Raw genomic sequence first — 15,247 nt, forward strand, 5'->3', positions numbered from 1 at the left:
GCCGCCGAGGTGCGCGACCACGGGGCTCACGCGGCCTTGCGGAACCACGAGCGGCCCTGAATCTCGTCGATCCGCGGACGGATGTCGACGAGGTACACGCTGGTGCCGACCATCGAGGCCAGCAGGAACAGGCCGGCGAACGACGTCAGGACCGCACCCGAGTAGGCGATCGGCAGCGTCAGGACGCGGAGCACGCCGAACAGTGCGGCCACCGCGGAGCAGACCGCGAGGATAGCCACCCAGAAGCCCTTGCTCTTGGTGTCGATGGCCGGATAGGCATCGGGCCGGGTCGCCACCGCGTGCACCAGCCCTGCCACGGCCCCGACCAGTGTCAGGACGGTCAGGACGAGCATCAAGATGAAGATGATCAGGTTTACGATCCAGCCCACACTCACATCGACCACTGTAACCGCGTGCGACTCAGTCGGTTTCCGCGGCAGCGTCGGCCTCGGCGTGCGCGGCGTTCTCGTTGCGGAAGGTGTCATAGATCTCCAGCAGCATCTGCTTCTGACGCTCGTTGATCGTGGTGTCCACCAGCAGCGCATCGCGGACCGGGCTGGCCGGCCGTTCTTCGAGGATGCCGGCGCGCACGTACAGGACCTCGGCGGAGACCCGCAGGCCCTTGGCGATCTGCGCCAGCACGTCGGCGGAGGGCTTGCGGAGCCCGCGTTCGATCTGCGACAGGTACGGGTTGCTCACCCCGGCGCGCTCGGCCAACTGGCGCAGCGAGACCTGGGCGGCCATCCGTTGTGCGCGAATGAAACCCCCGATGTCGTGCGTGGAGTTGTCGCTGCCCTGTTTATTATCGTCGCTGCTCACCGGTGCCATCCTCTCGGCTCAAGTATCCCGAACCGGCGCTAACAAATGCAAGCGCAGCGCGGGTCGTGAGAGCAACCAGACACCCGGTGCCCCACTAGTGCCCCGTGCTAGCCGAACAACAGCTCCGAGGCCGTGTAGATCGCCAGGCCGGCGAGCGCGCCCACCACGGTGCCGTTGATGCGAATGAACTGCAGATCGCGCCCCACCTGCAGCTCGAGCTTGCGGCTGGTCTCCTCGGCGTCCCACCCGCGCACCGTCTCGGTGATCACCGAGATGATCTCGGTGGAGTAGTTCTCCGCCACGTGCTGCCCGGCGCGGGCCACCCAGCTGTTGATCTTCTCCAGCAGCGGCTCGTCGTCGCGCACCCGGACGGCGAATCGGACCACCGCGTCCGAGAGGGAGGTGCGCAACGTGGACTTCGGGTCGTCGATCATCTGCTCGATCACCGCCTTCCCGGCCTGCCAGGCGGTCGACGCCGCGCCGGTCACCTCGTCGCGGCCGAGCAGTTCCTCCTTGATGCCCTCGAACTTGGCGATCATCGCGTCGTCGTGCTGCAGGTCGTCGGCGAAGTTGTGCACGAACTCGACCATCGCCAGCCGCAGCTCGTGGTGCGGATCGGCGCGCACCTTGAAGGTGAACTCGGTGAGTTCGCGGTAGATCTTGTCGCCGACGAGGTTGTTGACGAACCGCGGCGTCCACGCGGGACCGTCCCGGTCGACGACGCGATCGATCAGTCCCTGGCTGCCCAGCGCCCAGTCGTGCGCGCGGTCGCACAGCAGCTGGATCACCGGTTCGAGGCGGTCCTCGTCGACCAACTGCTGCAGCACCCGGCCCACCGGGGGCGCCCACACCGGCTCGGCCGCCCATTTGAGGACGGACTGGATGAACTTCTCCACGTCCTCGTCGCGCAGCATCTCCGAGACCAGTCCGAAGGCGCGCGACACCTCGTCGTTGACCCGCCCGGCGTTGGCCGGGTCGGCCACCCAGCCGGACACCCGTCCGGGCAGGTTCACGGTGCGTGCCCGCTCGGCGATCATCTCCGGGATCATGAAGTTCTCTTCGATGAACCCGCCGAGCTGTTCGCCGATCTCGTCCTTCTTCCGCGGAATCAGCGCGGTGTGCGGAATCGGCAGTCGCAACGGGTGCTTGAACAGCGCGGTCACCGCGAACCAGTCGGCGAGCGCACCGACCATGCCGGCCTCCGAGGCGGCGCGCACGTACCCCACCCAGGCGGCCACGTCGGCGCCGTCGCGGTGCTCCAACCAGCGCATGATCAGGTAGACGATGGCGGCGAAGATCAGGAACGAGACCGCCAGCAGTTTCATTCGGCGCAGGCTGGCGAGCCGCTCGGCGTCCGGCTCGGTCAGTCCGCCGGGCGACGTCCGGACGGAGGGCGGTGCGGGCAAGGTGGTGGACATCAGACCAGTGTCACCCATGACCCATTAGGGTGGCCACGTGATGGCTACCCCACCCCGACCGGCCGGCGCTGCGCGCGCCGCGGTGAACGCTGCCGCGATCCTGACGCGCGAGATCGAACAGCGCCTCCTCGCGCCGGCCGTGGACGCCGTGACCTCGGACGGCCGTAAGCAGCGGTGGGCCCGGCACAAGCAGGCCCGTCGTACCGAACTGATCCTCGGCACCATGGAGGCGGTGCGCGCGTTGGGCCCGGACGTCGGCATGGACGAGATCGCCGGGCACGTCGGCGTGTCCAAGACCGTGCTGTACCGGTACTTCACCGACAAGAACGACCTCGCCACCGCCGTGAGCGAAGCGTTCATCCAGACCACCGTGCTGCCCGGGCTGAACGAGGCGTTGACCGAGGAGCTCGACGATTTCGAGCTGGTGCGCACCGTGATCGGCGTCTATGTGCGGACGGTGGCGCAGGATCCGAACCTGTACCGCTACAGCGTCGCCACCGAGCACGCCGACCCCGGCACCCTGGCCGCCGCGATCCGCGTCTTCTCCGGCGCCATCGAGTCGACGCTGCACAGCCGCCTCACCGATCGGGAGGCCGAACCCGGCGGCGCTGCGACCTGGGCGTTCGTCATGATCGGCGGGGTGGAGCTGACCGTCGGACGGTGGCTCGACGACCCGTGGGTGGACGCCGACCAGCTGGCCGACGAGCTGACCATGCTGCTGTGGGGCGGCATCGCCGGCGTGATTCAATCCGGGGGTTCGACCACCGACTTCGCGGCCGCACCGCCGCGCATCGCCCCGATCCTTCCCGAGGAGGGAGCATGAGCAGCACGCCCGTCGCCCTGGTCACCGGGACCAGCCGCGGAGTCGGCAAGGGCGTCGCGACCGCCCTGCGCGACGCCGGCTGGACCGTCTTCGGCACCTCGCGGCGCGGCCGCGGGCCCGACGGCGTCACCAACCTGACCTGCGATCACACCGACGACGATGCCGTGGCCGCGGTCTTCGAACGCATCGAGTCGACGGTCGGCCACCTGGACCTGCTGGTCAACAACGTGTGGGCGTCGCCCCCGGGATTCGCCGGCTTCACCGAGAAGTTCTACCAGCGCCCGCTGAGCGACTGGGACACGCTGATCACCGTCGGTCTGCGCGCCCACTACGTCGCCTCGGTGCACGCCGCCCGCATGATGACCGCGCGCGGTTCCGGGCTGATCGCGTCGGTGTCGTCGTTCGGTTCCCGCGGGCACCTGCATTCGGTGCTGTACGGCATGAGCAAGGCCGCGATCGACAAGATGGCCTTCGACATGGCGCACGAACTGCGCGGCTCCGGCGTCAGCGCCGTCTCGCTGTGGCCCGGTCTGGTCCGCACCGAACTGCTGCTGTCGGCCGGGATCAGCGAGTTCGCCGGCTTCCCGATCTCCGAGGCGGAGGACCCGACGTTCATCGGCCGCGTCATCGAACGCCTCGCCACCTCGCCCGACCTCGGCACGCGCAGCGGCCACACGCTGATCACCGCCGAACTCGGGGCGGAGTACGGCATCACCAACGACGACGGCACTGCCCCCGCGTCGCACCGCGGCCCGTTCGGCGGCGGCGCGCTCTACCCGCCGAGCTGACCCGCCCGCACCCACCGACGACTCCAGCCCCGCACCTTGTCAGGTACGGGGCTGGAGTGCTGTTCACCGGCTCAAGCCGGAGCGATCACTTGGCAGTGGTCGGGGCAGCCTTGGCGGCGGGCTTGGCCGGAGCCTTGCGAGCCGGAGCCTTCTTGGCCGGAGCAGCCTTGGTGGCGCGACCCTTGGCGGTGTCGGCGACCTCGCCGATCTTCGCGGCGGCCGTCTTCGCCTCGGCGGCGACCTTGGTGCCGGCATCTTCGATGTCGACGGCGGCCTCTTCGACCTTGTCGGCGACCTTGGCGCCGGCCTCTTCGATCTCGACGGCGGCGTCCTGCACCTTGTCGGCGGCGCGACCGGCGAGAGCGGCAGCGCGCTCACCGACGGCGCGGGTCTGCGAGGACACGGCACCCAGGGCGTCTTCGGTCAGGTCGACGGCGTCGTTGTACACCTTGCCGACACGATCCAGGTTCTCCTGGACGGTGGGCTGGGTGCGCAGACGCTCGACGGCGCCTTCGCCGCGCTCAGCGAGGTCCTTGTAGAAGTCCGTCGCGGTCTCCACGTAGGGAGCGGTGACCTTGCGGAGCTCCTCGCGAAGGTCTTCGCGGTTCAGCTTGGCCTTGATCTCGTCGACGTTGACGTCGGACGGCAGATCGGCGAGACGGGTGCGGGTCTCGGTGAGGCGGGTCTGTGCGGCCTCTGCGCGGTTACGCAGACGGTCGTAGGCTTCCTTGGCCTCCTGGACCACGACATCACCGGCGCCGACGACGGCGTAGAGGGGCGTGGGGAGGGTGCGTTCGGTGGTGCTCATGGCATCTCCTTCGATTCGATCCGCTTCTCTCCTGCGGACGTCTGCTTTCGACGCCTCGAAGTCCCGGATCCCGTTTTGTGGACAACCCCAGTATGCCCCCAAGTGCTAACAAAAGCTAGCGATGTGCTAGCAGTTGTGGTCCATTTCACCGGATAGATGCAGGAGAGAGGCTGTCCGACTGCTAACTGTTCACCTCGGTATCGAGCCGGAACGGCCACTGCCGTCTGCTGCAGGCACCAGGTGACTGCAGCAGACGGCAGTGTTGAGGTTGGGACTCAGTCCAGATAGTCGCGGAGGCTAGGAGCAGGACGCTAGGAAGCGGAGGCCTCGTCGTAGCGGTAGAAGCCCTCGCCGGACTTCTTGCCGCAGTGGCCGTCGTCGACCATCTGCACCAGCAGCGGCGGCGGCAAATAGAGGGGTTCGGCGAACTCGTCGTACATGGTCTCGGCGATGGCCTTGACGGTGTCCAGACCCACGAGGTCGGCCAGCTTGAGCGGCCCCATCGGGTGGGCGCAGCCGAGCACCATCGCCTTGTCGATGTCGGCGGCGGTGGCGAAACCGCTCTCCACCATCCGGATTCCGGACAGCAGATACGGGACGAGCAGCGCGTTGACGACGAAGCCGGAGCGGTCGCCCGAGCGCACCACCTGCTTGCCGAGGACGTCGTGCGCGAAGGATTCGGCGCGTTCGGAGATCGACTCGGCGGCGTCGGAGGTGGTGACCAGCTCCACCAGCGGCAGCACCGGTACCGGGTTGAAGAAGTGCAGGCCGATCACGCGGTCGGGGTGCGCGGTGGCCGCGGCGAGCGTCATGATCGGGATCGACGACGTGTTGGACGCGAGCACGGCGACGGGGTCGTCGATCACCTCGTCGAGCCGGGCGAAGACGGCGGTCTTGACCGCGACGTCCTCCACCACCGCCTCGACCACCAGTTGGCGGTCGGCGAAGTCGGCGAGGTCGTCGGTGAAGCGCAGCCGCCAGGCGGCCTGTTCGCGTTCGCGTTCGGTGAGCTTGCCGGACGAGACCCCGCGGTCCAGTGAGCGCAGGATGCGGGCCCGACCGGCGGCGGCCAGTTCGCGGGTGGCTTCCGCGACGAGCACGTCGACGCCGGCGCGTGCACACACCTCGGCGATGCCCGCGCCCATCTGCCCGGCGCCGACGATGCCGACGCGCGAGATCATTTCGGTTGCCATGTCCATCCCTGAAATCACCCGGTGAAGAAAATGATCCCGGGGCCGGCGTGGATCGCTCCTGCCAGCCCCGGGATCATTCATGTACCTCTGTGCGAGGAGGGGTTCCTAGTGGAACTGGCCCTCTTCGGTCGAGCCCTTCAGAGCTGCGGTGGAGGTGTTCGGGTCGACGGTGGTGGCCACCTGGTCGAAGTACCCGGCACCGACCTCACGCTGGTGCTTGATGGCGGTGAAGCCGCGCTCTTCGGCAGCCTTGAACTCGCGCTCCTGCAGGTCGACGAAGGCGGTCATGCCCTCGCGGGCGTAGCCGTAAGCCAGGTCGAACATGCCGTAGTTCAGCGAGTGGAAGCCGGCCAGGGTGATGAACTGGAACTTGAAGCCCATGGCGCCGAGCTCCTTCTGGAACTTCGCGATGGTGGCGTCGTCCAGGTGAGCCTTCCAGTTGAAGGACGGGCTGCAGTTGTAGGCCAGCAGCTGGTCCGGGAAGTCGGCCTTGACAGCCTCGGCGAACTGCTTGGCGACCTCGAGGTCCGGCACACCGGTCTCCATCCAGATGAGGTCGGAGTACGGGGCGTAGGCCTTGGCCCGGGCGATCGACGGCTCGATGCCGTTCTTCACGCCGTAGAAGCCCTCGGAGGTGCGGGTGCCGTCCAGGAACGGGCGGTCGCGCTCGTCCACGTCCGAGGTGATCAGGGTGGCGGCCTCAGCGTCGGTACGCGCGATGACCACGGTGGGGACACCGGCGACGTCGGCAGCCAGGCGAGCCGAGGTCAGGGTGCGGATGTGCTGCTGGGTCGGGATCAGCACCTTGCCGCCGAGGTGGCCGCACTTCTTCTCCGAAGCGAGCTGGTCCTCCCAGTGCGAACCGGCGACGCCGGCCGCGATCATGGCCTTCTGCAGCTCGTAGACGTTCAGCGCGCCGCCGAAGCCGGCCTCGCCGTCGGCCACGATGGGCACGACCCAGTTGTCGACCGAGGTGTCGCCCTCGACGCGAGCGATCTCATCGGCGCGGAGCATGGCGTTGTTGATGCGACGGACGACCTGCGGGACCGAGTTGGCCGGGTACAGGGACTGGTCCGGGTAGGTGTGGCCCGAGAGGTTCGCGTCACCGGCGACCTGCCAGCCCGAGAGGTAGATGGCCTTGAGGCCGGCACGCACCTGCTGCACGGCCATGTTGCCGGTCAGTGCGCCCAGAGCGTTGATGTAGCTGTCGTCGCCCTTGCTGACGGCGTCCCACAGGATCTCAGCGCCGCGACGAGCGAGGGTCTGCTCCTCGACGACGGTGCCCTGGAGGTCAGCCACCTGCTGAGCGGTGTAATCGCGAGTGATGCCCTTCCAGCGCGGGTTGGTGTCCCAATCCTGCTGGATCTCTGCTGCGGTACGGGCCTGTCCAACGTTGGTCATAAGCCTTCGCTTTCTACTCCACTGCCTGGCGACAGTGCTTGGTGATTTCGAGGCCATTGCACTTGCGAAGTGAACGACTTCTCGAGGCGGTGCCTGCAAACAGGGTGCCATACGACAAATGACCTGGTCCAGGCCTTGACAAATGAAAACTCCGGCCAGCTTTTCGCGGAACTTTGCAAATCTTGTAAACCGAACCCCCGGGATCGGATTCACAAGGTCGCCAAAAAGTACGCGCGTACTGGGAAAACTCCGAACTCACGAGTAACCCCGAAGCGACGCGGTCCGGGACGACGGCCGTCCGCGACGCCGCGACCGCGCTCGGCGAACGTGCGTGATCTCACATCCGCACGTGTCAGCGGGCGGCGCGATCGACGGCAGCCTGCACCAGTGCGAGGTACTCGTCTTGGGGCAGCGGCGGGGTGATCTCCGCGGGCGCCGCGGGCTTGACGCCGGAGTCGGCGGAGCCGATGTTGAGCTGCACCGTGACCACGTCGCCGTTGGCGCGTCGCACCAGCACGTTGGACAGCAACGAGCTGCGGACCAACGCCTTGCCGTCGGGCAGCGTAGTGACGCTGTCTGAGCGCAACACCAGCGCCTGCTCCACGGCGTCGCCGGTGGGTTTGGGCAGTTCGGTGCTGGTGGTGACGATCCGCGACTGCGCGAGCGTCCCCTTGCTGGGCACGGCGGTGACCACCGCGCAGACGCCGGTGGTGGTCCGACGATCGGCGTCGACGTCCCGGCGCACCGTGGTGACCAGCTCGGACAGGGTGCCGGTGTCCGACTGTGCCACCAGCAGCACCGTGTTGTCGGCGGCCAGTTCCGGGGTGAAGGCCGCGTCCGCGGTGGGGCGGCAGACGTCCGGGGTGAACGCCACCGTGCCGGACTGGTCCAGCGTGCGCTTGTTGGCCGCCACCAGGTCTTCGACGTCGGCCGGGACCACCGAATAGCCTGCGGGCAGCCGGTCCGAGGGCAGCACGAGGCCGGTCAGCGGCAGCTCGCCGTCGTCGGATCCGCAGGCGGTCAGCAGCGTCGCCGCTCCGACGACCACCACCATCGTCGACAGGAATCGGTCGGGGCGCGCAAGAATGGACACGCGGCAACCGTACCGATCGGCCGCCGGAAGAGACTGAGAGACACGTCGTGAAGACCGGAGGACGGGGAGACATGCTGGAGGCGGCTCGATGAGCAAGACGTATGTGGGCTCGCGGCTGCGCCAGCTGCGTGGCGAGCGCGGCCTGTCCCAGCAGTCGATGGCGCGGACGCTCGGCATCTCGGCGTCGTACCTGAATCAGATGGAGCACGACTCCCGGCCGCTCACCGCGTCGGTCCTCGGGCGCATCAGCGAGGTCTTCGGGATCGACATCGGCTTCTTCGACCCGCAGGACGACGTCCGGCTGATCGCCGAACTGCGCGAGGCCCTGCTCGACGAGGACCTCGACGCCGATCCGTCGGCCAGCGACCCCGCCGAGATCAGCGCCATGGTCGCCGGGCACCGCACCATGGCCGAGGCGATGGCGCACCTGCACCGGCGCTACCGCCTGGTGTCCGAGCAGCTGGCCGCGGTGACCGCCGGGCGCGGCGACCCCGGGCTGCGCGGCACCATCAGCGCGCCGCACGAGGAGGTGCGGCACTTCTTCTCCAACCACCGCAACTACTTCCACGACCTCGACGTGGCGGCCGAGGAACTCACCTCGCGCATGCGAATGAACTCGGTGGACATCCGCACCGGCCTGGCCGACCGGATGTCGCAGGTGCACGGCGTGCGGATCGATCGACGCGTGGACCTCGGCGACAACGTGCTGCACCGCTTCGACCCCAAGGCCCGACGACTCGACTTCGCCGCCGCCCTCTCCATCGGTCAGCGCGCCTTCCGGATCGCCGCCGAGCTCGGCTACCTGGAGCACCGCGACCTGATCGACACGCTGGTCGACGACGGCGCCTTCACCACCGAGGACGCCGCCGCCCTCGCCCGGCACGGCCTGGCCAACTACTTCGCCGGTGCCGCGGTGCTGCCGTACGAGCAGTTCCACGGCGCCGCCGAGGATTTCCGGTACGACATCGAGCGCCTGTCGGCGTTCTACACCGTCTCCTACGAGACCGTCTGCCACCGGCTGTCCACGCTGCAGCGCCCCAACCTGCGCGGGGTGCCGTGGACGTTCGTCCGGATCGACCGCGCGGGAAACATGTCCAAGCGGCAGTCGGCCACCAGCTTCCACTTCTCCGCCAGCGGCGGCACCTGCCCGCTGTGGAACGTCTACGAGACCTTCGGCTCCCCCGGCAAGATCCTCACGCAGATCACCGAGATGCCCGACGGCCGCGAGTACTTCTGGATCTCCCGGACGGTGGAGCGTCGTGCCGCCCGGTACGGCCAGTCGCCGAAGACCTTCGCCATCGGCATGGGCTGCGAGCTGCGGCAGGCCGACCGCGTCGTCTACTCCGACGGCCTGGAACTGGGTCCGCAGGCCCGGACCACGCCGATCGGCGCGGGCTGCCGCGTCTGCGATCGCCGCGGCTGCGCGCAGCGGGCGTTCCCGCCGCTCGGCAGCACCCTCGAGATCGACGAACACGGCAGCACCGTCTCCCCGTACATGAGCCTCCCGTGACCCGCTGACCCGCTGACCCGCGCCGTCCCCCGGCCCCCGCGTGTCGCGACCCTATTCGCGGGTCGCCGCCGGGGCTCCGGGCGCGAGGCGGCAGCAGGGTCGCGACACGCCAGGAGAGCGGGGTGGGCGATCGCGAGTGATCCGCCCCACAGGCGTCGACTACCGTCGACACACATGAGCACTCCACGTGTCACACCCGGCGGGCTGCGCGAGCTGGGCCCGATCAACTGGGCCGTCGTACGCGCGATGTCGTTGGCGACGGGCACCGACAACGCCCACATCTTCGCCACGCTGGGCCGCAGCAAGGGACTCTTCCGCGGCTGGATGCACTTCTCGTCCCGCATGATGCCGCTCGGCGAACTCTCCCGCAAGGAGAGCGAGATGATCATCATCCGCGTCGCTCACCTGCGGGAATGCGACTACGAGCTGGATCACCACCGCCGCCTCGGCGCGCAGGCCGGTATCAACCCGAAGCTGTACGCCCAGATCGTCGAGGGGCCCGACGCCGGGTGGGGCGACCGCGAAGCGACCCTCCTGCGCGCCACCGACGAGATGATCGCCGGCCGGGACATCTCCGACGACACCTGGTCGGCGCTGCGTCGTCACCTGACCGAGCGCAAGGCCATCGCCTTCGTCATGCTCGTGGGCCAATACGACATGCTCGCCACCACCATCGGCGTGCTGCGCGTGCAGCGCGACGAGTTCTAGGGCCGCGCGTTCGTGTCCATCGCCGCGCGCCTCATGCACAACAGGGCCTTCTCGCAGATCTACGAGACCCTGTGGCGACCGCTGTTCACCCGCGGATTCAGCCTGGGCGGATCGTCGACCCTGGACTACGACCGCGCGCTGCGCGCCTACCTCGCCCGCCCCGGCGAGCGTCGCGTCCTCGACATCGCCTGCGGCCCAGGCAATTACGCCGGCGACGCCAGCCGCGGCCTCACCGGCGACGGCGCCTACGTCGGCCTGGACTACTCCCGAGCGATGCTCGCGCAGGCCGCCCGCGACAACGTCAGCGAGCGCGTCACCTTCCTCCGCGGCGACGCCCATCGTCTGCCGTTCGCGTCGGAATCCTTCGACACCGTCACCTGCCTCGCCGCGCTCTATCTGATCGACGATCCACTCGCCGTGCTCGACGAGATGGTCCGCGTGACCGCGCCCGGCGGCGAGCTCATCATCTTCACCTCGGTGCGCGCCTCGATCGCCGCCCTCCCCGGGGCGCCGACGGTCGCCGGCCTCACCGGCCTGCGCGTCTTCGAGCGCACCGAGATCCTCGACCGGCTGCACGCGCACGAGTTGATCCACGTGGAACAGACCGTCACCGGCGTCGGCCAGTACGTGCTCGCCCGCAAACCGCTGCGACACTGAGACCTGCTGCACCCCAAGCGATTCACTCCGGCTGGAGGCGTTCCAGTTCGTCGAGCGCGGCCAGCCACGCGTCGGTGATCGCCCAGACGTCGGGCACGTTGTCCGGGCAGCCGGCCACGCCGAGCCCGAACTTGCCGTCGTAGGAGACCGCGGTCAGGTTCACGTTCATGTCTTGGAACAGCGGACCGAACGGATAGATCGCCTCGAGTCGCGCGCCGCCGAGCCAGAGCGTCTCGCGCGGGCCGGCGATGTTGGAGAAGCAGGCGTGGAAGAACGGCGGTCGCAGCGGCGCCGCGAGGTCGTGCACGTAGGCGTTCGCGGCGACCCGCATCAGGTTCGGCGGCACCAGCTGGAGGAGGTCGGCGACGTCGACGGCCGGCCCACCGGTGCCGCGACCGGTCTTCACCCGGTTGGTGGTCTGGTGGATGATCGCCAGTCGCTCCAGCGGGTCGGGCAGGAAGACCGGCAGGCGGACCATGGCCAGGCTCCAACTGTTGAATGCCTCGTCGTCGGCGCTGCGGGTGGAGATCGGGACGAAGACCTGCAGCGGCGCGTCGGGCATGGCGTCGTGGGCGAGTAGCCATTCCCGCAGGGCGGTGGTGCAGGCGGCGACGAAGATGTCGTTCACGGTGACGTCGTAGGCTGCGCCGAGCGCGCGGAGCCGGTCGAGTTCCACGTCGACGAAGGCGTTGGTGCGACGCTCGGTGATCGGCTGGTTCAGCGGAGTGTCGGCCGGGGCCGCGCGCAGGCGGGGATCGGCGCCCTCGTCCTTAGCTCGCCGAGGTGCGTTCGCCATCGCGAACAGACGCTCGACGACGGCCCGTCCCAGCTGCGGGGTGCCGCGGCCGACGACGCGCGCCGCCCCGGCCACGTTGCCCGCCGTCTCGGCGAGCCAGTCGGCCAGCAGTCCGCCGGTGCCCGGCAGCGGCGCGGCCGGCTCGGGTTCGGGAACATCCGGCGCACCGTCGGGGTGGGTGGAGACCAGGGTGGGCAGCAGCCGATTCACGGCGCCGACGCCGTCGGACAGTGCGTGGCTGAACTTGACGGCGAGGGCGAGTCGGCCATCGGCGAGACCCTCGATCACCCAGGCCTCCCACAGCGGCTTGTCGTGCCCGAGGCGGTGGCGGTGGATGTCGTCGACCAGCGCGGCCACCTGCCGCGGACCACCCGGTGCCGGGACCGCGAGCCGATGCAGGTGTTTGCGGACGTCGAAGTCGGGATCGTCGACGAACACCGGCTGCCCCAAGCGGAGCGGCTTCTGCAGGATGCGGAGCCGGATCAGCGGATTGAGCGGCAGCCGTTCGACGAGCTGCGAATAGAGGTGATCAGCGTCGAACTCCGGTCCCGCGGTTGCCGGGTCGAGCACCAGCAGCGCGGTGATGTGAATATTCATCGGCCCCGCCTCGGCGTTCACCGGAATCGCATCCATGCCCGTCAGCCGTTCCATACCGCTCCCTCACTCATCCCGGACGTCCCCGGGCAGTCGATCACGTGCCCGACCCCGTCGGGGCGGGAATCGCGCGAACCGCAACCAACGGCCCCCATCGATCGACAGCACGCCGCTAAGCCACCGGTCAGCGGTCGAGCGTGGTTCAATCCGAAGGAAGACCCGAGTCCGACGATCCGAGGAGCACAACCGATGAGTGACGAGCTGTTCGAGTACGAGACCAAGGAAGAAGTCACACGCGAGGAAGCCGCCGCCACGCTGCGCGAACTGGCGGACACCATCGCCCGGCACAACGAGGTCTCCTTCACCGCGAACAACAAGGTGGTGCGCATCGACATCCCCGACCGCGTCCGCCTGAAGGTCGAGATGGAACGCGGCCACGCCGACGGTAAGTCCGAACTGGAAGTGAAGCTCTCCTGGCGCGAGTGACAGACCAGCGGCGCCGGACTGTGCGAGTGTGCACAGCCCGACGCCGCTGACGTACTACCGGACTCAGGCAGCCGGCTCCACCTCAGGCACCGGAGCCTCGTTGACCTCCATCGGGTACTGCTTGAGCAGATCGTTCGTCGTCGTCGACGGCTCGACGACCACCTGCGCATCCCGCTTCTCGCTCTGGCCGTCGCTCTGGTTCAGATTCAGGTTCCCCTGCTGCCCATCGCCCGGGACGTCGGCGGCTGTCGGGACAGGTGTGTCGGCGGCGGTATCTCCGCCCTTCTGCGCCAGGTCGGCGAGGACGCCGGTGACCTGCGAACTCTGCTTGGACGTCGCGTTGAGTGCGGCGGTGCCGAGATCGGCCGCACCCTGGAAGACGAGGGTGGCCGGCGGCGTGATGATCGCGCGGAAGATCGGATCGAGGATCTTCTGGCCGGTGCCGAACGGATCGAGCAGACCGAGGCCGGTCGGATCGGTGATGCCTGCCATCCCGAGCAGGAACGCCGGGTCCAGCGTGATGATGCTGGTCGGCAGACTCGAGCCGAGAGCGCCGGTCAGCATGCCGAGGACGGCGTCGTCGACGGCCGGCGCGTCGGGCTTGTCACCGAGTTGGAACGACGGCAGGCCCACCCCGAAGAACGACGGGCTGGTGTAGCCGATGCCCTGCGGCCCGAAGTTGAACGAGCCCATCGAGTAGACCAGCGGGACCGGGATCCCCAGACCGTCGATGGCCGCGATGGTCCAGCCCGAGTTGTACGCGATCCCGTCCGGTCCGATCTGGAACGACTCGAGGACCGACGTGGCGTTGGCACCGACACCCAGCACCGGCACCGACCAACCCTGCGAACGGCTACCCAGCACGCCGCTGATGGTCTGGCCGTTCTGGCTCACCATGCCCGGCGAGTACTGGCCGCCCGTGGTGAACAGGCCGAACGGCAGCGCGATCCCGCTGGCCAGCACCGGCACGGTGGTCACCTGATCGCCGACGATCACCTGCGTGGTGGACATCAGCCAGCCGAGCGAGCTGTCGCCGAAGGCGTTGTACTGGCCGCCCGCCTCGCGCTTGGTCAGCGAGAAGCCGGGCACGTCGATGCCGTTGAGCTGGTTGAGCGCGTTCTCCACGCCGGGGTTGGGGTTGTACGTGGTGTCGATGGTCGACGACCACGCCTTGCAGCCCGTCGTGACACCCAAGACCTTCTTGAACTCCACGCACTTCCGCACGTCCAGGGTGTCCAGGGTGCCGATCTGGTCGCGGAAGTTCTGCTTCAGCGATTCCGAGGTGACCGGGTCGACGGCGTAGCGTTCCTGCACCAGCCAGGTCTTGCCGTCGATCTGCAGCAGCGGCCAGTTGTAGGCGTGATTCCACGCGTTCCGATCGTGCTGCACGTCGGGCAGACCGAGCAGACCCAGCGGATCGCCGAGGTCGAGCTTGTCCACGACGTAGCCGGCATCCTGATCCACCGTGTTCCACGTCGGCCAGACCGTCCCCGCAGCGGCCAATCCGTTCTGCACAAGCGTCGTCGCGTCCACGCCCAGCAAGGCGGCGACCGTCGCCGCCGGCTTCGGCATCACCTGCACCGCGGTGTCGCCGGCGGCGAGCACGGTGGGAAGCACCATCGCGTACTGCGGAAGTCCGGCGACGAGGCCGCCGAGGCCGAACACTCCCCCGGCGCCCGGCACGTGGGAGGTGTCCGGGGTGTCGAGTGCCGAGCCGGTCATGTCGAGCACGCCGGACAGGAAGTCCAGGCTCTCGGACTCCGTGGTCTTGGTGTTGCTGATCGACGGGAACATGCCGTCGGGACCGATCGAGCCGAGCGGCGCGAGGATCGCGCGCTGGGTCTGTCCGAGCGCGTCGGAGACGATGATCAGGTTGTTCCACGTGTCGTAGTCGTGCTGCGCGTTGGCCGCGGCGTTGATCTGCTGGGCCTGCGCCACCGCGGGCCCCATGGCGATCGACGCCGAGATGAAGGCGGCACCTGCGGCCGTCGCGATCTTGCGCTTGTTGAAGCCCACCCGTGCGGTTCGTCGTTCTTGCGCCCGCCGCAGCGTCCGTCGGCTCGGCTTCCGGTGCGATCCGTTCATGTATCTGGTCCCCTCTCGTGCCGCAGATTCCCTATCTGCTTGGCCCGAGTATCGAGGCGGGTAACGAC

The 15,247-nt window shown here is 68.6% G+C and carries 15 protein-coding genes; 6 read left to right on the forward strand and 9 right to left on the reverse strand.

The genetic code is table 11. From position 1 onward, the window contains the following. Positions 1-26 precede the first annotated feature (26 nt). The 3 genes from MUG78_RS04185 to MUG78_RS04195 form a co-directional block, all read right to left on the reverse strand. Entirely contained in the window at positions 27-395 is a 369-nt protein-coding gene (locus MUG78_RS04185) for a DUF2516 family protein (protein WP_246992472.1), read from the reverse strand. 25 nt (positions 396-420) lie between these two features. Next, positions 421-828, reverse strand: coding sequence for a helix-turn-helix domain-containing protein (locus tag MUG78_RS04190; RefSeq protein ID WP_246992474.1), 408 nt, complete (start codon positions 826-828; stop codon positions 421-423). Positions 829-926: 98 nt separating this feature from the next. Then, on the reverse strand, positions 927-2,255 hold the full coding sequence (locus MUG78_RS04195) for a DUF445 domain-containing protein (protein WP_372493115.1): 1,329 nt from the start codon (positions 2,253-2,255) through the stop codon (positions 927-929). 22 nt (positions 2,256-2,277) lie between these two features. Here MUG78_RS04195 and MUG78_RS04200 point away from each other — a divergent pair, with 22 nt between their 5' ends. Next, entirely contained in the window at positions 2,278-3,060 is a 783-nt protein-coding gene (locus MUG78_RS04200; RefSeq protein ID WP_246992477.1) for a TetR/AcrR family transcriptional regulator, read from the forward strand. Then, a complete protein-coding gene (locus MUG78_RS04205) occupies positions 3,057-3,848 on the forward strand; it encodes an SDR family NAD(P)-dependent oxidoreductase (protein ID WP_246992479.1) in 792 nt (263 codons plus the stop codon). Before MUG78_RS04200 ends, MUG78_RS04205 begins: the two co-directional genes overlap by 4 nt. A gap of 85 nt (positions 3,849-3,933) precedes the next feature. Here MUG78_RS04205 and MUG78_RS04210 read toward each other — a convergent pair whose 3' ends face one another. The 4 genes from MUG78_RS04210 to MUG78_RS04225 all read right to left on the reverse strand — a co-directional run bounded on the left by MUG78_RS04210 (position 3,934) and on the right by MUG78_RS04225 (position 8,343). Continuing rightward, complete coding sequence (locus tag MUG78_RS04210; protein ID WP_246992481.1) at positions 3,934-4,656, reverse strand: heparin-binding hemagglutinin; 723 nt, start codon at positions 4,654-4,656, stop codon at positions 3,934-3,936. A gap of 311 nt (positions 4,657-4,967) precedes the next feature. Further along, positions 4,968-5,849 carry a 3-hydroxybutyryl-CoA dehydrogenase gene (locus tag MUG78_RS04215; protein WP_246992483.1) on the reverse strand — a complete coding sequence of 294 codons (882 nt, stop codon included), beginning with the start codon at positions 5,847-5,849 and terminating at the stop codon, positions 4,968-4,970. Between the two features lie 105 nt (positions 5,850-5,954). After that, entirely contained in the window at positions 5,955-7,250 is a 1,296-nt protein-coding gene (gene aceA, locus MUG78_RS04220) for an isocitrate lyase (protein WP_246992485.1), read from the reverse strand. Positions 7,251-7,602: 352 nt separating this feature from the next. After that, positions 7,603-8,343, reverse strand: a complete 741-nt coding sequence (locus MUG78_RS04225; protein WP_246992487.1) for a hypothetical protein — start codon at positions 8,341-8,343, stop codon at positions 7,603-7,605. An 88-nt stretch (positions 8,344-8,431) separates the two neighbouring features. Between MUG78_RS04225 and ramB the strand changes: the two genes are divergently transcribed. From ramB to MUG78_RS04240, 3 genes are all read left to right on the forward strand, one after another. Further along, positions 8,432-9,853 (forward strand): acetate metabolism transcriptional regulator RamB, encoded by a 1,422-nt coding sequence (ramB, locus tag MUG78_RS04230; RefSeq protein WP_246992489.1) that lies wholly within the window; start codon positions 8,432-8,434, stop codon positions 9,851-9,853. Positions 9,854-10,027: 174 nt separating this feature from the next. After that, positions 10,028-10,561: a carboxymuconolactone decarboxylase family protein gene (locus MUG78_RS04235; RefSeq protein ID WP_246992492.1), complete on the forward strand. Its 534-nt coding sequence runs from the start codon at positions 10,028-10,030 to the stop codon at positions 10,559-10,561. Between the two features lie 33 nt (positions 10,562-10,594). Continuing rightward, complete coding sequence (locus MUG78_RS04240) at positions 10,595-11,218, forward strand: class I SAM-dependent methyltransferase (protein ID WP_246996814.1); 624 nt, start codon at positions 10,595-10,597, stop codon at positions 11,216-11,218. A 22-nt stretch (positions 11,219-11,240) separates the two neighbouring features. Here the strand turns inward: MUG78_RS04240 and MUG78_RS04245 are convergent, their stop codons facing one another. Further along, positions 11,241-12,665: a wax ester/triacylglycerol synthase family O-acyltransferase gene (locus MUG78_RS04245; RefSeq protein ID WP_246992494.1), complete on the reverse strand. Its 1,425-nt coding sequence runs from the start codon at positions 12,663-12,665 to the stop codon at positions 11,241-11,243. A 192-nt stretch (positions 12,666-12,857) separates the two neighbouring features. Here MUG78_RS04245 and MUG78_RS04250 point away from each other — a divergent pair, with 192 nt between their 5' ends. Beyond that, positions 12,858-13,094 (forward strand): amphi-Trp domain-containing protein, encoded by a 237-nt coding sequence (locus tag MUG78_RS04250; protein WP_246992496.1) that lies wholly within the window; start codon positions 12,858-12,860, stop codon positions 13,092-13,094. 63 nt (positions 13,095-13,157) lie between these two features. On the opposite strand, the gene MUG78_RS04255 is transcribed toward MUG78_RS04250, so the two are convergent. Next, a complete protein-coding gene (locus MUG78_RS04255; RefSeq protein WP_246992498.1) occupies positions 13,158-15,179 on the reverse strand; it encodes a hypothetical protein in 2,022 nt (673 codons plus the stop codon). Positions 15,180-15,247: the final 68 nt, after the last annotated feature.

The organism is Gordonia alkaliphila, assembly GCF_023017165.1.
Taxonomy (GTDB): Bacteria; Actinomycetota; Actinomycetes; order Mycobacteriales; family Mycobacteriaceae; genus Gordonia; species Gordonia alkaliphila.